The sequence below is a fragment of the Rhodococcus sp. P3_B8 genome, from assembly GCF_056402775.1.
This window is the reverse complement of record NZ_JBFUGT010000036.1, coordinates 1-22,150: the sequence shown is the minus strand read 5'-3', so window position 1 is coordinate 22,150 and position 22,150 is coordinate 1. Positions and strand designations below refer to the sequence as shown.

At 66.7% G+C, this 22,150-nt stretch carries 18 protein-coding genes and 1 pseudogene; 8 read left to right on the top strand and 11 right to left on the bottom strand.

What is annotated here, in order from left to right; genetic code table 11:
- Nucleotides 1-34: 34 nt before the first annotated feature.
- The 4 genes from dapA (at nucleotide 35) to AC1D1G_RS15335 (ending at nucleotide 4,614) form a co-directional block, all read left to right on the top strand.
- The gene (gene dapA / locus AC1D1G_RS15350; protein WP_477952725.1) at nucleotides 35-928 is read left to right on the top strand and encodes a 4-hydroxy-tetrahydrodipicolinate synthase; all 894 of its coding nucleotides are present in this window, start codon (nucleotides 35-37) and stop codon (nucleotides 926-928) included.
- Between the two features lie 3 nt (nucleotides 929-931).
- A complete protein-coding gene (locus AC1D1G_RS15345; RefSeq protein ID WP_477952723.1) occupies nucleotides 932-2,419 on the top strand; it encodes an alanine/glycine:cation symporter family protein in 1,488 nt (495 codons plus the stop codon).
- A gap of 116 nt (nucleotides 2,420-2,535) precedes the next feature.
- Complete coding sequence (locus AC1D1G_RS15340) at nucleotides 2,536-4,047, top strand: gamma-aminobutyraldehyde dehydrogenase (protein ID WP_477952721.1); 1,512 nt, start codon at nucleotides 2,536-2,538, stop codon at nucleotides 4,045-4,047.
- A gap of 174 nt (nucleotides 4,048-4,221) precedes the next feature.
- The gene (locus tag AC1D1G_RS15335) at nucleotides 4,222-4,614 is read left to right on the top strand and encodes a WhiB family transcriptional regulator (protein ID WP_477952720.1); all 393 of its coding nucleotides are present in this window, start codon (nucleotides 4,222-4,224) and stop codon (nucleotides 4,612-4,614) included.
- Nucleotides 4,615-4,741: 127 nt separating this feature from the next.
- Here the strand turns inward: AC1D1G_RS15335 and AC1D1G_RS15330 are convergent.
- Both AC1D1G_RS15330 and arr read right to left on the bottom strand, forming a co-directional pair.
- Nucleotides 4,742-4,858 (bottom strand): annotated as a pseudogene (locus AC1D1G_RS15330) (Lsr2 family DNA-binding protein); the annotation flags it as partial.
- A gap of 690 nt (nucleotides 4,859-5,548) precedes the next feature.
- Nucleotides 5,549-6,046: an NAD(+)--rifampin ADP-ribosyltransferase gene (gene arr, locus AC1D1G_RS15325; RefSeq protein WP_411194586.1), complete on the bottom strand. Its 498-nt coding sequence runs from the start codon at nucleotides 6,044-6,046 to the stop codon at nucleotides 5,549-5,551.
- Nucleotides 6,047-6,586: 540 nt separating this feature from the next.
- Here arr and AC1D1G_RS15320 point away from each other — a divergent pair.
- Nucleotides 6,587-7,045, top strand: a complete 459-nt coding sequence (locus AC1D1G_RS15320; RefSeq protein WP_477952719.1) for a hypothetical protein — start codon at nucleotides 6,587-6,589, stop codon at nucleotides 7,043-7,045.
- 68 nt (nucleotides 7,046-7,113) lie between these two features.
- Here the strand turns inward: AC1D1G_RS15320 and AC1D1G_RS15315 are convergent, their stop codons facing one another.
- The 7 genes from AC1D1G_RS15315 to AC1D1G_RS15285 all read right to left on the bottom strand — a co-directional run bounded on the left by AC1D1G_RS15315 (nucleotide 7,114) and on the right by AC1D1G_RS15285 (nucleotide 14,434).
- The gene (locus AC1D1G_RS15315; RefSeq protein ID WP_283351219.1) at nucleotides 7,114-7,866 is read right to left on the bottom strand and encodes an SDR family NAD(P)-dependent oxidoreductase; all 753 of its coding nucleotides are present in this window, start codon (nucleotides 7,864-7,866) and stop codon (nucleotides 7,114-7,116) included.
- The gene (locus AC1D1G_RS15310) at nucleotides 7,863-8,171 is read right to left on the bottom strand and encodes a YciI family protein (protein WP_477952718.1); all 309 of its coding nucleotides are present in this window, start codon (nucleotides 8,169-8,171) and stop codon (nucleotides 7,863-7,865) included. The genes AC1D1G_RS15315 and AC1D1G_RS15310 overlap by 4 nt, the downstream gene beginning before the upstream one ends.
- Nucleotide 8,172: 1 nt before the next feature.
- On the bottom strand, nucleotides 8,173-9,906 hold the full coding sequence (chcC2, locus tag AC1D1G_RS15305) for a 4-oxocyclohex-2-ene-1-carboxylate 5-dehydrogenase (protein ID WP_477952716.1): 1,734 nt from the start codon (nucleotides 9,904-9,906) through the stop codon (nucleotides 8,173-8,175).
- A gap of 172 nt (nucleotides 9,907-10,078) precedes the next feature.
- Nucleotides 10,079-10,840: an IclR family transcriptional regulator gene (locus AC1D1G_RS15300; RefSeq protein ID WP_005575358.1), complete on the bottom strand. Its 762-nt coding sequence runs from the start codon at nucleotides 10,838-10,840 to the stop codon at nucleotides 10,079-10,081.
- Between the two features lie 18 nt (nucleotides 10,841-10,858).
- Nucleotides 10,859-12,211 carry an MFS transporter gene (locus AC1D1G_RS15295; protein ID WP_477952715.1) on the bottom strand — a complete coding sequence of 451 codons (1,353 nt, stop codon included), beginning with the start codon at nucleotides 12,209-12,211 and terminating at the stop codon, nucleotides 10,859-10,861.
- A gap of 170 nt (nucleotides 12,212-12,381) precedes the next feature.
- Complete coding sequence (locus tag AC1D1G_RS15290) at nucleotides 12,382-13,659, bottom strand: hypothetical protein (protein WP_477952714.1); 1,278 nt, start codon at nucleotides 13,657-13,659, stop codon at nucleotides 12,382-12,384.
- A gap of 121 nt (nucleotides 13,660-13,780) precedes the next feature.
- A complete protein-coding gene (locus AC1D1G_RS15285) occupies nucleotides 13,781-14,434 on the bottom strand; it encodes a TetR/AcrR family transcriptional regulator (RefSeq protein ID WP_283332217.1) in 654 nt (217 codons plus the stop codon).
- 77 nt (nucleotides 14,435-14,511) lie between these two features.
- Here AC1D1G_RS15285 and AC1D1G_RS15280 point away from each other — a divergent pair, with 77 nt between their 5' ends.
- Nucleotides 14,512-15,405 (top strand): SDR family oxidoreductase, encoded by an 894-nt coding sequence (locus AC1D1G_RS15280; protein WP_477952713.1) that lies wholly within the window; start codon nucleotides 14,512-14,514, stop codon nucleotides 15,403-15,405.
- A gap of 30 nt (nucleotides 15,406-15,435) precedes the next feature.
- Nucleotides 15,436-16,929: a flavin-containing monooxygenase gene (locus AC1D1G_RS15275; protein WP_477952712.1), complete on the top strand. Its 1,494-nt coding sequence runs from the start codon at nucleotides 15,436-15,438 to the stop codon at nucleotides 16,927-16,929.
- 32 nt (nucleotides 16,930-16,961) lie between these two features.
- On the opposite strand, the gene AC1D1G_RS15270 is transcribed toward AC1D1G_RS15275, so the two are convergent.
- Nucleotides 16,962-18,002, bottom strand: coding sequence for a YihY/virulence factor BrkB family protein (locus AC1D1G_RS15270; RefSeq protein ID WP_317568669.1), 1,041 nt, complete (start codon nucleotides 18,000-18,002; stop codon nucleotides 16,962-16,964).
- A 42-nt stretch (nucleotides 18,003-18,044) separates the two neighbouring features.
- Nucleotides 18,045-20,474, bottom strand: coding sequence for a response regulator (locus tag AC1D1G_RS15265; protein ID WP_317568668.1), 2,430 nt, complete (start codon nucleotides 20,472-20,474; stop codon nucleotides 18,045-18,047).
- 196 nt (nucleotides 20,475-20,670) lie between these two features.
- On the opposite strand from AC1D1G_RS15265, the gene AC1D1G_RS15260 reads away from it, so the two are divergent.
- Nucleotides 20,671-22,026, top strand: coding sequence for an MFS transporter (locus AC1D1G_RS15260; protein ID WP_280781124.1), 1,356 nt, complete (start codon nucleotides 20,671-20,673; stop codon nucleotides 22,024-22,026).
- Nucleotides 22,027-22,150 lie beyond the last annotated feature (124 nt).

The window sequence follows — 22,150 nt, the reverse complement described above, 5'->3', positions numbered from 1 at the left end:
CCAAACACTCGTCAACGATCTAGGAGTCATTTTCATGTCCAAGCAACTCAGCGGTGTCCTCACAGCATTGACCACCCCGTTCGACGCCGACGAGCTCATCGACACGGACAAGCTGAAGCTCGTGGTGGACCGCTCGATCAAGGCAGGCGTCGACGGTGTCGTCGCGGCAGGATCGACCGGTGAGGTCGGGGCGCTGTCGTCGGACGAACGCCTGCGTCTCGTCGACACGGTCATCGAGCACACCGACGGCCGGGTTCCCGTCATCGCCCAGACCGGTGCCACGACGACCGCAGAGGCCATCCGGCTCTCCCGCGCCGCCGAGAAGTCGGGCGCCGACGTGCTCATGCTGATCACACCGTTCTACGAGCCGCTCTCGACCGAAGAGACGGTGGCGTACATCAAGGATGTCGCTTCCGCCGTGGAGCTGCCGGTCATGCTGTACAACATCCCCGCGGTCACGGGTGTGAACCTCGATCCCAGCACTGTTCGCTCCCTGGCCGAAGAGGTCGACAACATTCGGTACATCAAGGACTCGAGCGCGAACTGGGAACAGGCACTGCAGCTGATCCACCACCACAGCGACGTGATCGGCACCTTCATCGGCTGGGACTCCTACATCTACAGCGCACTGGTCGAGGGCGCTGCCGGGGTCATGGCCGGTGCCGCAAACGTCGTTCCGGACGAGATCGTCGCAGTGAACCGGCTCATCGGCGAGGGCGACCTGCACGGCGCGCTCGCCAAGTGGAAGAACCTGTACCCGGTGATCGACGCGATGATCTCCGTTCCCTTCATCTCCGCCGTCAAAGCCGGTCTCGCTCTGCAGGGAGAACCGGTAGGAGCGCCCCGCCGGCCCACCGCAGAACTCCCCGCAGAGCAGGTCGAGAAGATCGGACAGGCACTGAAGACCCTCGCAGGGCGGACAGGGTAAATCATGGCAAGCCTGGACTGGGCCGAGATGCTCACGACCGTGGCGGACGCCATCTGGGGACCGATGGCCTACGTGGTCCTCGGCCTCGGGGTGGCGTACACCGTCGCCACCAGAGGCATCCAGTTCCGACGCATCCCGGACATGATCCGACAGCTGAAGGAATCCAGCGAAGGCGAAGGAGGACTGTCCTCCTTCCAGGCGCTTGTCCTCGCGCTCGCCAGCCGTGTGGGTGTCGGGAGCATCGCCGGTGTCGCAACAGCAGTCGGCGGTGGTGGACCGGGTGCCCTGCTGTGGATGGCCGTGACAGGACTGGTCGGTTGCACCGTCGGGTATGCCGAGGCAACCCTCGCGCAGGTGTTCAAACGTCAGGTGGAGGACGAGGACCGGAAGAAGGCCAACGAGGACATCGGCGGCATGCCGTACTACATCAAGTATGGACTGAAGCTCCCCAAGGTCGCGGGCCTCGTCGCGTTCCTCGGGCTGGTCGGCTACGGATTCATGTTCCCCGGATTCCAGGTCAGCACCATTGCCTCGAGTGCGGAGCTGGCATTCGGAACACCGACCTGGGTGCCGGCAGTGCTCATCACCGTGCTGATCGCTCTGGTGATCTTCGGCGGCACCACTCGAATCGTCAAGGTCACACAGACTCTCGTACCGATTCTCGCAATCGGATACCTGACGTTGGCGTTGGCGGTGATCGCCGCGAACATCGAGAATGTGCCGGAAGCGATCACGCTCATCGTGAACTCAGCGTTCGGTATCGACCCTGTACTGGGCGGCATCGCAGGCGCTGCAGTTGCATGGGGCGTGCGCCGGGCAGTCTTCGCATCGGCGAACGGAATCGGTGAGGCGACGTTCGCCGCGGCGGCGGCGCGGACGTCGCACCCCGGCAAGCAGGGTCTCGTCCAGACGTTCAGCATCTACATCGACGTGCTGCTGATCTGCATGGCAACAGGGCTGATGATGGTGGTGTCCGGGCAGTACAACGTCTCCGATGGTTCGGGCGGTTACCTCGTCCAGCACCTTCCGGGTGTGGAGGCCGGTCCGAACTGGGTCCAGAAGGCCATCGACACATTGGTGCCCGGGTGGGGCGCAGCGTTCATCGCGGTAGCCGTGTTCCTGTTCGGTTTCACCTGCCTCATCGTGTACTTCTACGTGGCCAACTCGAACCTGTTGTTCCTGCTTAACGGGCGGAAGGGGCCGGTGTCCAAGCTGGTCCTCAAACTCGGCACGCTCGCGATCGTGTTCGTAGGATCCGTCGTGAACGCAGGACTTGTCTGGGCGATCGGCGATATCGGGCTCGGGCTCATCGCCTGGGTCAACCTGATGTGCCTGGTACTACTCTTCCCGCTCGTCTACCGGGTCTACCGCGATTACGAACAACAGAAGAAGCGTGGACTCGACCCCGCGTTCGATCCCACAGCGCTCGGCATCGACGGAGCCGAGTTCTGGGAATCGAACACCGTCAACGGACACAGCGTCTCCCGGTGAGGAGTTTGCCGCAACTGTCCGTCACGCGATAGCTGATCACCCAGCGCAACCCGTTGCGGGCCGGCGCTTCTCGCGTCGGCCCGCATCATCCCAGTCGATCTTGGAGGTTCTTCCAGATGCCCAACACCACCCTCACCGGACATGTCGCTGTCAGCCGAGCACCTGGAGGTTCCTTGAACGTCCGGGACGACCTGCCCCCGACCCAGCACTACATCGCAGGAGCGTTCGACGTCGTCGACAACTCCGGTCCCCGCACCGACGTCGTCGACCCGAGTACCGAACAGGTCATCGCCGCGGTACCCCAGGGGACCGCGGCCGATGTCGACCGAGCGGTCGCAGCCGCGGTCGCAGCCAAGAACGACTGGGCCAGACTCGTTCCCAAGGAACGCTCCCTTCTGCTTCACCGCATCGCGGACAGAATCGAGCAGAACGCCGAGGTGCTGGCGCGGCTCGAATCCGCCAACACCGGAAAACCTTTCGAAGTCTCGAACGACGACGTCGCCGGTACCGTGGACACCTTCCGGTTCATGGCGGGCGCACTACGTGCGACCACGTCGATGGCTGCCGGAGACTACGCCGAGAACCACCTGTCGGTCATCCTGCGTGAACCGCTCGGTGTGGTCGGCGTCGTCACCCCGTGGAATTATCCGCTGCTGATGGCGGCGTGGAAGATCGCTCCGATCCTCGCGGCCGGAAACACGGTGGTGATCAAGCCGTCCGAACAGACCCCTTTGACGACACTGAAATTCGCCGAACTCGTCGGTGACCTGCTTCCGGCGGGCGTGTTCAATGTGGTGTCCGGACTCGGACCGACCGTGGGAGCGCGGCTGGCCGAGCATCCCGACGTCGACATGATCGCCCTGACCGGATCCGTGGGCAGCGGCAAGGCCGTCGCACGCGGGGCCGCAGACACGCTCAAGCGCGTCCATCTCGAATTGGGCGGCAAAGCACCCGTGGTGATCTTCGCCGACGCCGATCTCGACGACGCCGCGGTGTCGTTGCGTGCGGCGAGCTACTGGAACTCGGGCCAGGAATGTGGCGCAGCATGCCGGATTCTCGTGCACGAGTCGGTCGCCGAGGAGTTCACCCGGAAGCTGGTCGAGCAGGTGAGCACGTTCGTGGTCGGCGAGCCAGGAGCAGGTGACACCGTGGAAATCGGCCCTCTGGTGTCGAAGGCGCACTTCGAGCGGGTCACCGCATATCTGGAACGTGCGGCGCAGCAGGGAATCACCGCCGCAATCGGTGGATCTGCACTGGACGGACCCGGGTACTTCGTCGCACCGACCGTGCTCGTCGGAGTACCCGACGGCGCCGAGTGCGCTCGCGAGGAGATCTTCGGGCCGGTGGTCACCGTCGAGACGTTCACGGACGAGGACGAGGCGATCCGCCGCGCGAACGACGTCCCGTTCGGCCTCTCGGCATCGGTCTGGACCGAGAACGCCCGGCGCAGCCACGAAGTTGCCGCGCGGATCGACGCCGGAACGGTGTGGGTCAACTCCCATCTCGTGCTGGCCAACGAAGTTCCGTGGGGTGGGTTCAAGGGATCCGGCTACGGACGCGACCTGTCGATCTATGCCCTCGACGACTACTCGCGCACCAAGCACGTCATGCACAACCACGGTCGATAGTTCAACCCGAGGGTCGTCCTGCCCGGCGTCGACCGTCGTGCGAAACGTGGCGCCCGCCCTGTTCTCTGCGCAGGGCGGGCGCCGCAGCCGTATGCCCGGCGTCGCCCACACGGGAGGGGAACCCACCGTCGATATTGCTGCCGCTCACACCCTCTGGACAAGATCGGAGTAGTCATGAAGTCCACCGCTCTGACCACACACCTCTACGCGCCCTCGACCCAACTGTGGGATTGGCAGATGAACGCCACGTGCCGGAGCATGGGAACCGATCTGTTCTTCTCCCCCGACGGTGAAACGCGGGAGGCCCGGCGGTACCGGGAAAACTTCGCCACCCGAATCTGTCAGACCTGCCCGGTCCTCGAGCAATGCCGCACTCACGCGCAGACGGTGCGCGAGCCGTTCGGGATCTGGGGCGGTACCACGGAGTCCGAGCGCCGGTCCGGTGACGACGTCAGGCCCGGATCGACGAAAACCCCTCCCGCCGGAGGACGCCTGACGATCTCCGGCCGGCACCCCGGGCCGGGAAGACGCCACCGGCAGGCGTCGTCATCGTCGACGGTCCGATGACTCCTCCGCGAGGCGGCGTCAGAGACTAGGGAACAGTCCGAGGAATCTGCCGAGCACCAGACCGATGTGCAGTTCGAGACGATGCGCGCCCACCGTGAGGTCGAGTCCGGTGAGGTCCGCTCGGTCGTCAGTGGGCATCGAGGAAAGCCTGCTCGATGTCCGCGGGTATCCGGCCGCGCGAGGAGATCTCGTAGCCCTGCTGGACTGCCCATTCCCGGACTTCCTTGGCCGTGCCCCCGCCCCGGGGCCGTCGAGTGCGGGAACGGCGCGTCGGCCGTTCCTCCTCCTCGGGCTGCTCGGTCTCTTCGCCCTCGTCGTTCTCGCCCGTCACCTCGGACTGCTCGTCTCCTTCGTCCTCCGGCAACTCTCCGCCGTCCCACACCTGTTCGTCCTCCGCGGACTCGTCACCCGCAGGTTCTTCCTCGCTCTTTTCCGGCTCGACTACGCGGAGGTCGCGGTTCTCGCCCGACCTCCGCTTGGTGCCGGCCTCCTCGGCCACGCCACCCACGAGGTGTCCGGCGCTCGACTGGAGGCGGTTGTTCAGCGAATCGATGCGCGAGCTGGTCGCGGTGACCGCCGCGGCTTTCGCGGCGTTCATCAGCTCTCCCCGAATAGACTCGGTCAGCTTGGCGACCTCCGGGGAACTCGCGAGCTTCGCGGTCCAGCCCCTCAGTAGAAAGCCGGCCCCGACCGCCACCACCAAACGACCTTTGGTTTTCATCACCCTCACCCGCAGTTGCCGAGTTGTCACCCCGCACCTCGGCGTCGGTGGGCGGCGAGATACATCACGGAACCGTTCCCGGCGGGGTGCGTAAGCGGTGTTTACCCCGGACAGGGGCGCCTAATCATCATCACCTGGCGCTCATAGGACAAACACCAAACTCCACACCCTCCCCTGGGCCCGCGGCGCCCACTCGATCGGCGCGTCCGGGAGCTAGTCGTAGATGACGGCAAGTCCCCGGCGCTCGAGGTCGGCCAAACCGTCCCGCATGGTTTGGAGCTGTTCGGGTGAATGCCCCACCCAGTCCGTGATCTCGCCGACTATTCTCACGGGCTCCCGTGTGCGGTAGGAGCGGGTCGGATTTCCGGGAAACTTCTTGTCCGTCACGTTGGGGTCGTCCTCCAATGCGCCTTCCGGTTCCACGATGTAGATGCGCCCCCTGCCCTCGCCTAGAGCCAACTCCGCTCCCCACACTGCGGCATCCAATGTTTGCGTCACATAAACGTGGTTCGCGAGGCGCCCGACCCCGTAGTTCGACAGGTACCCGGGCACCAGCACATCACCCACCGAAAGGTCTGCCTTGGTGCCGTGAAGGAGCGCGCCCGACTCGTGCACTTCGAAAGGTTTCGTCACAACAACCCCATCCGTTGTTCTCGTCGGACGATTGTGCAGCACGTCAGGGGCCTTGCCGCAAGCCCCACTTCCCGCCATATAGTGAGAGTGGGAGAATCCGTAATGGGAGTTTGCTGCCATAATCGTCGACCGTATCGTCGTTCGCACAGTGAGATCCATTCGTGGACCCCACCGCCCAGCCAGTAACAGCCTGCCGGGCAGAGTGGATACAAGGGCGACGATGTCCTCCACCCGCAACGCAGCCCGCGGCGTCCTGGATCGGCCGCGGCGGTTCAGTGCCGTCGGATCCCCGGACAGGTTCGAGGAAACCAAGCTTCCGCTGCCGGACTCTGCAGGCACGCGGTCCGCGTCGTAGTGCCCGATTACCCACACCCACCGACTCAACGTGGACGGCGAATAGCGCGCTCCCTCTCTGTCGACGGTGTCGGCGGCATAGGCCACGTCGGCGGCGACGCGAGACCGGGTGCGACGGCAACGCACGGCGCCCGCGCGTCTCACCCCAGCCCAGAAGCCCGCCAGTCGCCGGCATAGACCCGGTCGGTCCGGTGCCGCGCCGAGGACCGGACCGGGCTTCAGGGCGGCTTGCACACCCATGCGAGGTCGAACGAAGATGGAACGGTGATCATCGAACGCAGCTCGGTCGTCGGCGCACCGATCGGGCAGGTGTGGGCGAGGGTCGTCGACCCGGAGGGGATCAACGACGAAATGCGTCCGTGGATGACGATGAGCATCCCGCGGGGTCGGGAGTCGCTCACCATCGACTCGGGCCCGGTCGGTGAGCCGCTCGGGCGGGCGTGGCTGCGGCTGTTCGGGCTGGTCCCGTTCGACTACGACGATCTGACCATCGCCGAACTCGAACCGTGTCGGCGGTTCCACGAGAAGTCGACGATGCTGAGCATGCGCCGGTGGGAGCACGAACGGACGCTGCGGCCCTTCGACGACGGGAGCACCGGCGTCCACGACCGGATCACGTTCGAGCCGAGGCTGCCGCTGGTGCCGCTGACGCCGGTGCTCGCCCGCGTCCTCGGCGCGTTCTTCGCCCACCGGCACCGCCGTCTGGTGCGACACTTCGACTGACATCCGCGCCCAATGTCACACCGGTGCAGTCGGACTGAACCAGTGTGACATTGGGCGCGACAACCGGGTCAGTGCGCCGTGTACCCACCGTCGACGACGAGTTCGGTGCCGGTGGTGAAGCCGGACTCGTCCGAGGCGAGGTAGAGCACCCCGTACGCGATCTCGTCGGGTTCCCCCTGCCGCGGGAGAGGGTTGCCCGAGACGAGTTGACGGTAGTACTCCTCCGGCCCGATCGCGCTGCCCTCGGCCGACCGCTGACTCATTGCCGTCCGCATCGACCCGGGGTGGATCGAGTTGACGCGAATTCCGTGCGGCCCGTACGTGACGGCGTCTGCCTTGCTCAGCAGTCGCACAGCACCTTTCGACGCGTGGTACAGCGGGACGTTGGAGCCTCCGGTCAGCCCGTGGATCGACGAGAAGTTCACGATGCTGCCCTTCTTCCGGCCGATCATGTGGGGCAGCACGTGCTTGGTGGTCAACCAGACACCCTTGACGTTGACGTCGAAGATCTGGTCGAACTCGGCGACCGACGCCTCGTGCGACGGCGCGGGCCGCCCGATGATGCCGGCGCAGTTGACCAGGATGTCGGGAACACCCACAGTCTCCACCACCGCTGCGACGGCCTCGGCGACGCCGGCCTCGTCGGTGACGTCGACCGCGAACGACGTGATCGCCGTCGAATCCCACGGCGCATCAGGCACTTTGAGGTCGAGGGCCGCGACCAGCGCGCCCTCTCGTGCGAGCATCCGCGCGGTCGCGCCACCCAGGTCACCGTTCGCCCCCGTGACGACGGCGACCTTCCCTGCCACTCGACCCGTCACGACCTGCCTCCCACTGCAGCGACGGCCCACGGGCCGATCATCGGATTCCATTCGGTGATGTCGTACGACGCGACGAACCCGCGCGTCCGGAACGGGTCGCCCTCGACGACGTCGACGACGTCCCGCTTGCCCGCGGCCTCGTAGATCATCGCCGCGCCGGGTTCTTCTCCTGCCGCGAACGGTCCGGACGCGAGGATCAGCCCGCGGTCGGTGGCGGCTTGCAGATGGATCTTGTGTTCGGGACGGTGCTCGTCCCGGCCGGCCGTGTCGCCGGTGTATACGTAGCGGACGAGGAAGAACGGCATGTCAGACCTCTTCCAGGACGGTCGGCTCGACGGACTCGCTGCGCAGCGACGCGAGGATCTCGGCGTCCCGGCCGATGGTGTATCCGAAGACGAGGGCGGGCCCGATGTTGGCGCCGTAGCCCGGGTAGCCGCCGCCGAAGATGCTCACGGCCGCGGACCCGGCGGCGAAAAGGCCGGGGATCGGCTGGTTGTCGTCGTTGAGGACCTGGCTGTGCCGGTCGACGGCCAGACCGGAATAGGCTCCGAGGTCGCCCATCTCGATCTTCGCGGCGTAGTACGGTCCCTTGTCGAGTGGCTCGAGGTTCGGGTTGGGCTGGTGTTCCATGTCGCCCTTGAAGTGGTGGAACCAGTTCGACCCGCGGTTGAACTTCGGGTCCTCGCCCTTGGCGGCTCCCGCGTTGAACTCGGCCAGGGTCTTCTTCAGCCCGGCGACGTCGACACCGATCTCGAGGGCGAGTTCCTCGACCGTGTCGGCTTTGTGGAGGAAACCGGTCTTCTTGAAATAGCCCTGCGGGATCGGCCACGGCTTGGCGTAGCCGATGCCGTACTTGTTCATGGCTTTCGAGTCGGCGATGATGTAGCCGAATGTCTCGTCCTGGCCGGCGTTGTCCTGAATCATCGCCATGCCGAAGTCGTGGTAGGAGCTCGACTCGTTGGCAAAGCGTTCGCCCTTGCGGTTCACCGCGATCAGTCCGGGAAGTCCGAATGCCCGCAGGTGCGGGAAGATCCGCTGTTGCCCGCGCAGACCGGTGAACACCGTCACCGGGGCCCACGCGGCCGGCTCGTGGACGTCGGTGTCGACGTGCCCGCCGAGCGGCGCGGCCAGGCGCACGTTGTCGCCGTCGTGCCCGACCGTGGGAGTGAAGTGGTTGTCGCCGTGCGGATCGTGACCCCAGTACTCGGCTCGCAGCGCCGGATCCGAGGAGTAACCGCCGGCCGCGATGACGACGCCGAGCCGTGCCTCGACCGTTCCCGCGTGCACGCCCCCGAGTACCGCCCCGGTGACGACCCCGTTCTCCGACTGCACAATCTTCGTCACCGGCGTCTCGGTCCACATCCGGATTCCGAGCTTCGCGGCGGACGACACCATCCGCACCATGAGCGAATTGCCGTTGGTCCGGTCGAACGATCGGCGGCAGAGGACCGTCTCGACCCACGTCTTGAGGAGCTTCTTCGACACGTAGGCAAACGATTTCCACGACTGGTTGGCGTGGAGGAACTGTGCGATGTCGGGCCCGACCTCGGGCATGTAACCGAAGACGGTGTAGGTGTCGAGGTAGGGGCGCAACCGCAGCCGGTTCTCGCCGAGGGTGCGCGCGTCGACCACCTTGCCGGAGATCGCGCGGCCCGACGGCTTCGCGCCCGGCGCGTCCATCTGGTAGTCCGGAGCCATTTCCGGATAGACGAATTCGACGTCGGTGTCGCACTCGAGCCAGTCGATGGCCTCGGGCACCTCGTCGAGGAACGTGTCGACCATCTCGGCCTTGTAACAGTCCTTGGCGAGGGCGCGGATGTAGGTTTCGATGTCCTGACGGGTGTCACCCTGCGCGACGCCCTGCTTGTTGCCGGGAACCCATGCCCAGCCGCCCGAGATCGCGGTGGTGCCGCCGAGCCACTGCGACTTCTCGGCGACGATGACGCTGTGGCCCTCGCTCGCCGCCTTGAGTGCGGCGGCCATGCCTGCGRCCCCGGATCCGATGACCAACAGGTCGCATTTGACAGTTTTCGAGCTCATGCTTGGACCTTCCCTGGAGAGTCGGCATTCGATCAGGCATCGGCGAAAGTTCTGGTGTGCAGTGACTTTCGAATCGCGATGCGTGATCGGTGACGGTGTGTTCGTGACAACCACTCTGACCGACTCGAGACCCGAGCCACAGCGCGACTCCAATGGATGGAAAGGGTTTCTGTCAGTGCCGCGATCCGCGCGTCATCGCCCGGGTGATGCCGCGCGACGCCGTCGTCAGCGCCGCGACCACCGACTGCGGGTTGGCCTGATCGTGCGGTATGACGACGGACAGGGCGGCGATCACCCTGCCGCCGTCGGTGTCCCGCACGGGCACAGCGACTCCCGTCGCTCCGGGTGTGATGAGACCTGCGGCTACCGCGAAGTGCTGGTGCCGGACCTCGGCGAGAAGACGTCGCATCTGTTCGGGGTCGGTGACCGTGGCGTCGGTGTAGCGCTCGAGCGGCTGCGACAGCAGTTCGTCCTGCACGTCACGGGACGCGTTGGCCATCAGGACCAGACCGGACGAGCAGGCGTGCACCGGCAGACGTCCGGCGATCTTGGTGACGTTGACGACGGACCCGCGGGTGGAGAGCCGTTCGACGAACAGCACCTCGTTGCCGTCGAGGATGCCCAGTTGGGTGTGTTGCTTGATCGCGGCGTTCACGTCTTCCATGAACGGCATCGCGGCTTCGCGCAGGCTCAGGGTGTGTGAGCCGCGGGACCCCAGTTCCCACATCCGCACGCCGATGCTGATTCGGGTGTCGTTGCGTTCGAGGAGGCGGTACTTCACGAGTTCCCCGACGATGCGGTGCGCCGTCGCGACGGGGAGGTCGGATCGACGCGCGATGTCGGACACCGACAGGGACGGTGTGTCCGCGTCGAATGAGGACAAGACCCTCACGACGCGGGCAGTGACCGATTCTCCTGTCGGTGTCCGTGACATCGCCCTATTGTCCTCCGGCTACTCCCGAGGGGTCGACGGACGCCCGAGGTCGGCCAGCGGCACCCGGTACGTCTCACGGGCGGTGAAGGCGGCGACGGACGAGACCAGCATGCAGAGCGCCGTGAACACCGCGACGGGGATCCACGCGTTCACCCCGGTGCCCAGGAGTGCCCAGCCGATCGCCGGGGCGAAGCCGGCGATGAGGAAGCCGATCTGCGTACCGACCGCGAAACCGGAGTAGCGCACGGGCGCCGCGAACATCTCGGTGAAGAAGCTCGGCCACAGACCGTTCACCATCGAGTAGAACAGCGTCATCGTGAGCAGTGCGGCGAGGAAGATCAGCGGAATGGAGCCGACCGAGATGGCCCAGAAGTACCCGAAAATCGTCACGGCGCACCCGAGGGCACCGGTGATCCAGACGGGGCGGCGTCCGACGCGGTCCGACAGCTTGGCGAGCAGCGGGATCGCGACGATGGAGCCCGCGATCGACACCGACGACGCCCACAGCATCGTGGTGCGGTCGATGCCGACGTCGGGTCCGGTGGCGTAGGCGAGCCCGAAGACCGTGAACACCGTCTGCCCGACCGCGAACAGCGAGCACAGCGCGATCCGCAGCACGTCCCGCCACTGGGTGGTCACGACGGTGACGACGGGCAGCTTCTGCACTTCCGCGTGCTCGCGTGACTCCTCGAACACCGGGGTCTCGTCGAGCTTGGTGCGCACGAAGTAGGCGACCACGAGCATCACGGCGCTGCACCAGAACGGGATTCGCCAACCCCAGCTGTCGAGTTGGTCCTTCGGCAGCGCGGCGACGGGGATGAAGACGAGGGTCGCGAGGACCATCCCGGCGGCATATCCCGTCATGGTGAAGCTGGTGAAGAACGCCCGCCGCCCCTCGGGTGAGTGCTCGAGCGTGAGGGTGCTGGCGCCGGCGGCCTCACCGCCCGCGGAGAACCCCTGCGCGAGGCGGCACAGCACGAGGAGGATCGGGGCGGCGATGCCGATCTGCTCGTACGTGGGCAGGAATCCGATCGCGAGACTGGACAGACCCATGATGAGCAGGGTCAGCAGCAGAATCTTCTTGCGGCCCAGCTTGTCTCCGAAATGTCCCAGCACTATTCCGCCGACGGGCCGGGCCACGTAGCCCACGCCGAACGTCGCGAGCGCGGCGACCGTCCCGATCGCGTCGTTGCCGGCCGGGAAGAACGTGTGCCCGAAGACGAGGGCCGCGGCGGATCCGTAGATGAAGAAATCGTAGTACTCGAGCGCACTTCCGAGGAACGACGCGAGCGCCGCCTTCTTCGGCGTCTTCGCGACCTCGGTGGGTGTCGCGGTCGTCGGGCTGTCGTGCGTGACGGCGGATACGTTCATCGACTCTCCTGCGATCGGGCCTGGCGTGGTGTGACACAACGTGCCAACCGCACCTACGCGTGCGCAACGTCACATCCATCCATTGGAAAGCCGGCCTCGCGCCCCGGGCGAACGGGACGGTCGTTGCGTCAGATCGAACGAGCGTCCCGTTCGTCCGGGGACGGCAACGGCTACGGCTGCACCGGGGACAACTCCCAGCCGGTGCTCATGTCGCGGGCAAGGTCGGGCACCCGCCGCAGCACCCGCTGGCTCTCGACGAAGTCGCGGAACGGGATGGCCAGCAGGGCCCGCAACTCTCCCGGACGACCCTCGGCCAGCCGCTGGTAGGACGACGCGATGTCACTGACGATGTACTGCCAGCGCGGTTCGCGATCGGCCCAGTTGAAACCGGGCAGGGGCGTGCGGAGACGGTAGGCCGAGCCGTTCACGTCGCCGTCGACCGACATCGGCACAACCTGTCCCGGTGCGCGCGAGCCGGGAACCGACGGTTGCGCCGCGACGGTGGTGGCGTACGTGAGCGCGCGGCCGACGCCGTCACGGGCTGCCGCGGTGACGTCCCACTGATCGGCGATGATCTGATTCTGCTCGCGCGACGCCATCCGGAACAGCGCGTCCGCGTACCCCGCCGGAGTACCGGAGAAGATGCCGCTCCACGCGATCTGGGCGTTGTCGTCGAGCAGTCCGGCGGCGGCCATCTCCTCGACAGCGGCCGTGCCCTCGTGCAGGTACGCCTCGTGCATGGGCACCATGTCGAAGTAGATGTGCTTCTGCATCATCAGCAGGCGCTTCTGGTACCAGTCCATGTCCTCGGCGGTCATCGCCGGGCCGACGGTGGCGAGCGTTCTCGGGTCCGCAGGCAGGAGCGTCATCGCCTCGCCGGGCAACCCCCGGACCGTCGACGCGACGGCGTTGCCGAGGGTGTGGACGGCGTCGACCCCGAGCACGGTGCGGCCGAGGTCGAGGTCCCAGAAGCCGGCGGCGAACGACCCTCCCGCCAACCCGGCCATGCCGGACCAGTAGAGCTCGGTGCGCTGGAGTTGGTACCGGCCGTAGCTCTCGTAGACCCGGTCGACCACCGCTGCGTTGGCGATCAGCCCTGCGTTCGGATCCCAGGCGGCCAGGTCGATGCCGGACGCCTCGGATCCTCGAGCGAGCCAATACTGTTGCAGAAGAGCGGAATACCGCGTCGGAGCGACACCGTCGGAGCGGGCGGCCGCCAGCGCGGCGCCGAGTACGGCGGAGTCGGTGGGCAGCCGGGGGTCGAGTCCGCCGATGGTCTCCGCCGCCGCGTTCGCCGGTGTGATGTCGAGCAGGCCCTCATAGTCGGTGGCGTGCGCGACGATCGGCGTCGGCGCCACGAGCGCGACCACCCCGAGCAGCGCGACGAGCACCGCGCGGATCGTCGTGGTGCGGACCCACGGTGATTGGCAGTGCACAGCACCGGGCATGTCAGGTATTTAACAACATATATGTTATGGCGTCAGGGGTTTGCCCGGATTGCCGCCGGCGCAATGCAATCCCAGGTCAGCGCACGTGAGTGGCAAAGCGTGCCCCCGGACGCCTTGCCACTCACATAGGCTGGGGACCGAGCTGGCCCAGCACGGCCGAGAGGATGGTGTGCGCGCTGCCGATGACGGACTCGATCGGCTGCGGGTTCTCCGACAGCACCCATTGCTGGGCGATCATCAGCACGGCTCCCACCAGTCCGGTCGCGAGAGTGCGCAGGTGGAAGTCGGGGAAGGCGGTCCGGTCGACGGCCGGACCGATGACGACGAGAACGGCGTCCACGAACGACAGGGTGACGCGGCGATAGGCGTTGTCGACCTCCGGCCCGACACCGAGGACCTCCTGGAATGCGATCCGCGGGATTCGTGGGTCGTCGGCGACGGATCGGAAGAACGCGGTCAGCGCACCGCGAACCCGCGCATCGAGATCGGCGCCGCCGTCCCCCGCACCGCGCAGGACGCTGTCCCGCAGACGGTCGGTCACACTCGCGTACGCGGCCAGGAGCAGGGCCTCGCTGCCGTCGAAGGACTCGTAGAAGTAGCGCTTGGTGAGCCCGGCGGTCGAACAGATCTTCTCCACCGTCGCGGACCGGTAACCGCTGGTCCCGAACACTTCGACGGCCGCATCGACGAGGCGCACGCGGCGCTCTTCCTGACGCTGGCGCGGACCCGCACCGCGGTAGGTGCGGCCCGTGTCGTCGAGCCTGGGCGAACTCACGACCCCCATATTGACACCGTCCAGTTCCAGATACAAACTGACACCGAACGGTGCCAGATCACACGCCAGGAGATCCCATGCCCACGCTCAGGAACAAAGTCGCACTCGTCACCGGAGCCGCGCGGGGCATCGGCGCAGAAACGTCGCGCGCCCTCGCCCGCAAGGGCGTCAAACTGGTTCTGATCGATCTGGACGCCGAACCGCTGAAGGCGCTCGCCGCCGAACTCGGCGACGACGTCGCGGTCGCCGCGGCCGCCGACGTGTGCGATCTGGCCGCCGTGCAGAAGGCCGTCGACGCCGGTGTCGCGAAGTTCGGCGGCATCGACCTCGTACTCGCGAACGCCGGCATCGCCAGTTTCGGCTCGGTCCTGCACGTCGATCCGGCCACGTTCAAGCGGGTCATCGACATCAACATTCTCGGCGTCTTCCACACCGTCCGCGCTGCACTGCCGTCCGTGATCGAACGCAAGGGCTACATCCTCGTCGTCTCGTCGTTCGCCGCGTTCGCGCCCGTGGCCGGGTTGACCGCCTACAACGCGAGCAAGGCCGGCATCGAGCAYTTCGCCAACGCCCTSCGYCTCGARGTCGCGCACCACGGCGTCACCGTGGGCTCGGCCCACATGTCGTGGATCGACACACCACTCGTCCAGGACGCGAAAGCCGACCTCACCGCGTTCAACCAATTTCTCGCCTCGCTGCCGGGACCGCTCGGCAAGACGACATCGGTGGGCTCCTGCGTCGACGCGTTCGTGGATGCCCTGGCCAAGCGGAAACGCCGGGTCTACGTGCCCCGGTGGGTCGGAATCTTCGCCTGGCTGAAGGCGGTGGTGACGTCGCGGATCGGGGACCGCGCCCTGCTGCCGCCCGTTCCCCGGATTCTTCCGTTGATGGACGAGGAGGCCGCGAAACTCGGCCGGTCCACCAGCGCACGTAATGTCGCTCTCGGCGACGTCGCCGTAGACCCGAAGTAACCACCCTTCCCCGCCAGCGAGAGAGTGTTCATGTCACACACCGAGACCGCCGCCGAGACCACCGGGGCGAAGACGCCCGTCGAACACGTCGACGTGCTGATCATCGGGGCCGGACTGTCCGGGATCGGTGCCGCGTACCACCTGCAGGACAACTTTCCCCGACGGACCTACGCGATCCTGGAGAGCCGCGAATCGATCGGCGGCACGTGGGACCTGTTCCGCTACCCCGGCATTCGCTCCGACTCCGACATGTACACCCTCGGCTACCGGTTCAAGCCGTGGTCGGGTGAGAAGTCCATCGCGGATGGGCCGTCGATTCTCGAGTACGTCCGCACAACCGCCGCCGAGCACGGGATCGACCGGAACATCCGGTTCCAGCACAAGGTCGTTCGTGCCGAGTGGTCCACCGCCGATTCGCGCTGGACGGTCGACGCCGAGCGCACAGACACCGGCGAGACGGTCCGGTTCACCGCCGACTTCCTGATGTCCTGCAGCGGCTACTACCGTTACGACGAGGGCTACACCCCCGAGTTCCCCGGGCTCGACCGCTTCGGTGGTCGCGTCGTGCACCCGCAGCAGTGGCCCGAGGACCTCGACTATGCGGGCAAGCGGGTCGTCATCATCGGCAGCGGCGCCACCGCGGTGACGCTGGCGCCGTCCATGGCCGCCGACGCCGCACACGTGACGATGCTGCAGCGGTCGCCCACCTACATCATCTCGATGCCGGCGAAGGACAAGCTGGCCAACAGGCTGCGACGTCACCTGCCCGCCAAGCTCGCCTACGACCTCACCCGCCTGAAGAACGCATCGGTCGCCACCGCGATCTACCAACTGTGCCAGCGATACCCGGAATTCATGAAGGGCCGCATCCGGCAACTCCAGGAGAAGTGGCTGCCGAAGGGGTACGACATCGACACCCACTTCACGCCCCGATACAACCCGTGGGATCAGCGACTGTGCCTGGTGCCCAACGGGGATCTGTTCCGCGCCATTCGGAACGACGAGGTGTCGATCGTGACCGATCACATCGACACCTTCACCGAAACCGGGATCACGCTGAAGTCCGGTGAGGAATTGCACGCCGATGTGGTCGTCACCGCAACAGGTTTGAACCTGCTCGCGTTCGGCGGGATGACGCTCGCCGTCGACGGCCACGACATCGACCTCACCGAAACCATGGCGTACAAGGGAATGATGCTCAGCGGGGTGCCCAACTTCGCGTTCGTCATCGGGTACACCAACGCGTCCTGGACGCTCAAGGCCGACCTGGTGTGCGAGTATGTCTGCCGTCTGCTCGCGCACATGGACGCGAACGGCTTCACGCAGTGCGCCCCGGAGCGCGACAGTTCGGTCGAGGAGGAGCCGTTCCTCGACTTCGCCGCCGGATACGTGCTGCGGTCGGTGGAATCTTTCCCGAAGCAGGGTTCGAAAGCGCCGTGGCGGCTGCGGATGAACTACTTCCGCGACCTGGTTGCGCTGCGGCACGGCAAGATCCTGGACGACGCGATGGCGTTCCGCCCGTGAGTACTTGTTAACCGCCCGCGGTTAACAAGTACTCACGGGCCCGCGGCCTCGCTCTCGCGCAGCGCCTTGCCCTCCTGCACGTACTGCTCGTACTTCTCGGCGTTCTTGTCGGAGACCCGCGTATCGCGGGCCGGCAATTGCAGTTCGTCCTCGGCCGGAATGCCAGCCTGCAATTCCCGTCCGCGTTCGAGTTCGGCGTCCAGTTCGGCGCCGAAGAGCAACGCCAGGTTGGTGATCCAGAGCCAGAGCAGGAACACGATCACGCCGGCCAGGGAGCCGTACGTCTTGTTGTAGCTGCCGAAGTTGGCGACGTACAGACCGAACAGGACCGACGCCACGATCCACGTCACGATGGCGAGGAACGCGCCGGCGCTGATCCAGCGGAACTTGGGTTGCTTCACGTTGGGCGTGACGTAGTAGAGGATGGCCACGGCCACCACGACGATGCCGAGGACGAACGGCCAGCGGGCAATGTTCCACACGGTCAGGGCGGTGTCGCCGAATCCGATTGTGTCACCCACCGAGCGTGCGACGGGGCCGCTCAGGGCGAGCATCGCCGCAGCGGCCGCGACCAGGACCAGGCCGACGATGGTGACGGCCAGCATCTGGGGCCGGAGCTTCCACACGGGACGCCCCTCTTCGACCTCGTACATGCGGTTCATCGCGCGTCCGAACGCCCCGATGTAGCCTGACGCCGACCACACCGCACCCAGCAGGCCGAGGACGAGAGCCATTCCCGCGGTCGGTGCTGCGACCAGTTGCGCGATGGGGTCGCGCAACGTGTCCACGGCGGAGGACGGCCCGAGGTCGTCGACCATCTGCAGGACCGCGTCGGTGGTGCGCTGTCCCTGACCGAACACTCCCAGCAACGAGACCAGCGCCAGCAGCGCAGGAAACAGCGAGAGGACCGCGTAGTACGTCAGAGCGGCGGCCAGGTCGGTGCACTGGTCGCGCGTGAACTCGTGCGCCGTCTTCCTGATGACGTACCACCAGGACGGTTTCGTCAGGTCCGCGGGCGAATCCGGCTTACGCGGATCGTCGGGTTCCGGTTCGGCGTGCTGATCGTCGTTCATCGGTCACGCCTACCCGGAACGCAGGTCGGGGAAACTGGGGCCTTATTCGCGGTCGGTGCCTGCGGTGAAGTTCGCGACGACCTCTGCCGCGATCTCCCGAAGTTTGACGTTGCGGTTCTGCGAATAGGAAGCGAGTTTGTCGAAGGCGGTGTCGGCGTCGCACTGGAAGGCGGCCATCGTCAGCCCGACAGCTTGGCTGAGGGTTGTTCGCGTATCCAGTGCTTTGCGCAGTTGTTCCGTTTCGAGCTCGCTGTCCGTGACCAGAGTTTCACGAAGCCACGACATTTCGAGATGAACACGCACCCGCGCGACGAGTTCGCTCGGCTGAAACGGTTTGACGATGTAGTCGTCGGCGCCGTGGTTCAGTCCGTCGATGGTCGACTCCGTTCCCGCTCGGGCGGTGAGCAGAACGACCGGGAGCCGTGCCGTCGACTGCTCCGATCGCAGCTCGCGGAGGAAGTCGATGCCGTCGCGACCGGGAAGCATGATGTCGCTGAGCACGAGATGCGGCGTGCGGACGGCGACGCGCTTCAGCGCGGACTCCGCGTCGGCGACGGCGTCGACGTGCCAGCCCTGCTCGTGCAGCAATCGTGTGAGATAGGCCCGCAGGTCCGGATGGTCTTCGACGAGCAGGATGCGGCGGCGGTCCGCTCCGGGTTCGGTCGACGGCGCGACCTCGGCGAACGGTTCCCGCTGGTCGATGTCGCCGAAGGACGTCACCGCGCCGACGGGTCGGTCGTCTGCCCGCGGGGTCACGCCGTCCGGCGCCGGGACCCGCGGTAGGCGGACGGTGAAGGTGCTGCCCCGGCCCGGTGCGCTGTCGAGATCGACGGAACCACCGAGTGCAGCGGCGAAATCGGCCACCAGGGAAAGCCCGATGCCGACGCCGCCTGATCCGCCGGCCTCGACGCGATAGAACCTGTCGAATACGCGTTCCCGTTCTTCGGCGGGAATGCCCACACCCGTGTCGGTCACGCTGAGCACCAGCCGGCCGGCGTCCTGGCGGAGCGCCACGGATACGGATCCGGACCGGGTGTACTTGACCGCGTTCGACACGAGGTTCAGCACGATCTTCACCCACATCTCGCGGTCCACTTCGACCGGACCGGCGCCTTCGTCGATGTCGGCCCGGAGCGCGAGTCCGGCCTGCACGGCGGCGGAATCGAACATGCTCACGCATTCGGCGGTCAACCGGCCGACATCGGTCGGCTCCGGGCGGGGCAGCAGCTGGCCGGCTTCCGCCTTGGACAGATCGAGAAGGTCGTCGACGAGCTGCTGTAGCCGGACCGCTGCCCGGTGGGCGGCCGCGATAGCGTCACGCTGATCTGCGGGCGACTCGTCCCCGGTCCGCTCTCGCAGAGTCTCGAGGGGGCCCAGCAGCAAGGTCAACGGGGTACGGAACTCGTGACTGACGTTCTGGAAGAACCGCGTCTTCGCCGCGTCCAGTTCCGCCAGCGCAGCCGCGCGGTCCCGTTCGAACTCGTAGGCCAGAGCGTCCGAGATCAGCGTCGACACCTTTGCCGTCACCAACTCGGCGAAGCCCCGATACGCGTCGTCGAACGCGCGATACGGACTGATCCCGAGCACGAGCACACCCACCGGCTCCGCGTGACCCGTCACGATCAACGGACACAGCCGCACCTCCGTCACCGCCTTCGACCCGGCGGACTCGAACTCGCCCGGCACCCGGACACGGTGGCTGGTGACGTCGGTCGCCGGGATCCGGGCGGGCCTGAACTCGCCGTCGTCGTCCACTCCGACGGCACCGACGAGCACGAGGTCGTCGGCGGCGTCGTCGCCCGAGCCGCCGGCGACCTCCCGGCGGAGGTAGATCGCGGCCAGCGGAACGTCTTGTCCGCTGTCGCCGAGTACCCGCACGACCGCACGGCAGGCGTCGACGAGCGGATCGTCGCCGCCCGCGGTGGATACCGTGCCCAGTTGCCGCAGCGTCTCCAGTCGCCGCTCCCCGAGCACGGTCGCGGTCACGTCGGTCGTCGCCACAAAGATGCCGGCGACGTTCCCGTCCTCGTCCTGCACCGGACTGTAGGAGAACGTCCAGTACGTCTCCTCGAGGTACCCGTGCCGCAGCAGGTACAGCGGCCGATTCTCCGTGTAGGTCGCCGCGCCGCCCGACATCACCTGCTCGGCGAGCGGTCCCACCTCGTCCCAGATCTCCGCCCAGCACTGCGCCCCGGGTTCGCCGATCGCGGCGGGATACTTGACGCCGAGGACCCGGGTGTACGGGTCGTTGAAGATCTGCACGAGCTCAGGACCCCACCAGAGCAACATCGGGACCTCGGAGGGCAGCACCGTGCGTACCGCCGCCCGCAACTCGACAGACCAGGTCTCGACCGGGCCCAGCGGCGTGGCCGCCCAATCGGTGCGGCGTAGCCGCTCCCGTGTCTCGCCCGGCCCGGCGAACAACCGCTCCGCCGACCAGGAATTACCGAAACCCGAGCCAGTCACATCCATGGACCTTTCGCCCACTGCCGGTCGCCCGGACCCTTCCAGTTGTCAACAGAGAAATCATGGCCCAGTACCGCGTGCAACCGCCACTTCTGTATTCCGACATTCGGAAGCGAAGTTGGAAACGAGTGACCCGTCCGCCACGGTAGGTGAGTCGTGAGCCACATCACAGCCCACCTCCGAGGAAGAACAGGTCCCGCGCATGCAATTCGACCTACGCGAACGCATCGACAACAGCCCGATGACGCGCTACCAATGGGGCGCCATCGCCATCTGCGGTCTACTCAACGTGCTCGACGGCTTCGACGTCCTCGTCATGGCGTTCACCGCCCAGTCGGTATCGCAGGAGTGGGATCTGTCCGGCTCGGTCGTCGGCCTCCTGCTCAGCGCCGGACTGTTCGGCATGGCCGCGGGATCGCTGTTCCTGGCGCCGTGGGCTGACACCATCGGCCGCCGCGCCATGATCCTGCTGTGCCTGGCACTCGCGTCGACGGGCATGCTGCTGTCGGCGGTCAGCCAGAACGCGATGCAACTCGGCCTGCTCCGCGCCCTCACCGGCGTCGGCATCGGCGGAATCCTCGCCAGCAGCAACGTCATCGCCAGTGAGTACGCGTCGAACCGCTGGCGCGGGCTCGCGGTGAGTCTCAACTCCACCGGCTACGCCGTCGGCGCCACCCTCGGCGGAATCATCGCCGTCGTCCTGCAGAACTCGCTCGGCTGGCGCTCGGTGTTCCTGTTCGGCGGACTGTGCACGGCGGCCATCATCCCCGTCGTCTACGCCCGGCTCCCCGAATCGATCGACTTCCTGCTCGTCCGGCGACCGGCCAACGCACTCGACCGGATCAATGCCTTCGCCCAGCGGGTCGGTCAGCCGCGACTCGACGAGCTGCCCGCACCGCGTGCCGCCGCCACCGCCGACGCCGGATTCGCGATGCGCGTCCTGCTGTCACCGCAGCGCCGCCGCAGCACACTCCTGGTGTGGTTCGCATTCTTCATGGCGATGTTCGGCTTCTACTTCGTCACCAGCTGGACCCCGAAACTGCTGGTCGAGGCGGGCATGTCCGCGAACCAGGGCGTCACCGGCGGAGTGCTCCTCAACCTCGGCGGCATCTTCGGCGCCACCCTGCTCGGGGCGCTGTCCGCACGTTTCGCCCTGAAGCGTGTGCTTATCGCCTACATGGCGATCGCGGGCGTACTGCTCGTCGTCTTCGTTCCCGCCACCGCGTCCATCGTCATCGCGTTCGGGCTCGGCGCCCTGATCGGCGTCTTCGCCAACGGCTGCATCGCCGGGCTGTACGCGATCACGCCGTCGGTCTACTCGCCCGCCGTCCGGGCCACCGGCGTCGGCTGGGGCATCGGCATCGGCCGCGTCGGCGCCATCGCGTCCCCGATCGTCGCGGGCGCCCTCCTCGACCGCGACTGGTCGCCCACCCAGCTGTACATCCTCGTGGCCGTGTCCTTCGTCCTCGCCGGACTCGCCGTGTCGCGACTGCGGTTCGAGAAGACCGGCGTGGACGCCGGGGACGCCACCGCGGATGCGCCGCTGACCACCCACTGAGGCGGCTCCGCCACCCGTGCGCCTTTCTGGTTGCTGGAACAACCAGAAAGGCGCACCGGCCCGGAGGGCCTAGATCCCGACCTTCGACAGGATCGCCGTCATCGCCGCCTGGACGCCGGTGGAC

What these genes read in the sequence shown, in the direction of transcription:
- AC1D1G_RS15310 (WP_477952718.1), bottom strand. Translation starts at nt 8,171, where the DNA reads ATGCCGTTCTTCCTCGTCCGCTACGTATACACCGGCGACACGGCCGGC.
- AC1D1G_RS15260 (WP_280781124.1), top strand. Translation starts at nt 20,671, where the DNA reads ATGCAATTCGACCTACGCGAACGCATCGACAACAGCCCGATGACGCGC.
- arr (WP_411194586.1), bottom strand. Translation starts at nt 6,046, where the DNA reads ATGGCGGGAAGTGGGGCTTGCGGCAAGGCCCCTGACGTGCTGCACAAT.
- AC1D1G_RS15295 (WP_477952715.1), bottom strand. Translation starts at nt 12,211, where the DNA reads ATGAACGTATCCGCCGTCACGCACGACAGCCCGACGACCGCGACACCC.
- AC1D1G_RS15270 (WP_317568669.1), bottom strand. Translation starts at nt 18,002, where the DNA reads ATGAACGACGATCAGCACGCCGAACCGGAACCCGACGATCCGCGTAAG.
- AC1D1G_RS15265 (WP_317568668.1), bottom strand. Translation starts at nt 20,474, where the DNA reads ATGGATGTGACTGGCTCGGGTTTCGGTAATTCCTGGTCGGCGGAGCGG.
- AC1D1G_RS15290 (WP_477952714.1), bottom strand. Translation starts at nt 13,659, where the DNA reads ATGCCCGGTGCTGTGCACTGCCAATCACCGTGGGTCCGCACCACGACG.
- AC1D1G_RS15340 (WP_477952721.1), top strand. Translation starts at nt 2,536, where the DNA reads ATGCCCAACACCACCCTCACCGGACATGTCGCTGTCAGCCGAGCACCT.
- AC1D1G_RS15335 (WP_477952720.1), top strand. Translation starts at nt 4,222, where the DNA reads ATGAAGTCCACCGCTCTGACCACACACCTCTACGCGCCCTCGACCCAA.
- AC1D1G_RS15300 (WP_005575358.1), bottom strand. Translation starts at nt 10,840, where the DNA reads ATGTCACGGACACCGACAGGAGAATCGGTCACTGCCCGCGTCGTGAGG.
- AC1D1G_RS15275 (WP_477952712.1), top strand. Translation starts at nt 15,436, where the DNA reads ATGTCACACACCGAGACCGCCGCCGAGACCACCGGGGCGAAGACGCCC.
- dapA (WP_477952725.1), top strand. Translation starts at nt 35, where the DNA reads ATGTCCAAGCAACTCAGCGGTGTCCTCACAGCATTGACCACCCCGTTC.
- AC1D1G_RS15345 (WP_477952723.1), top strand. Translation starts at nt 932, where the DNA reads ATGGCAAGCCTGGACTGGGCCGAGATGCTCACGACCGTGGCGGACGCC.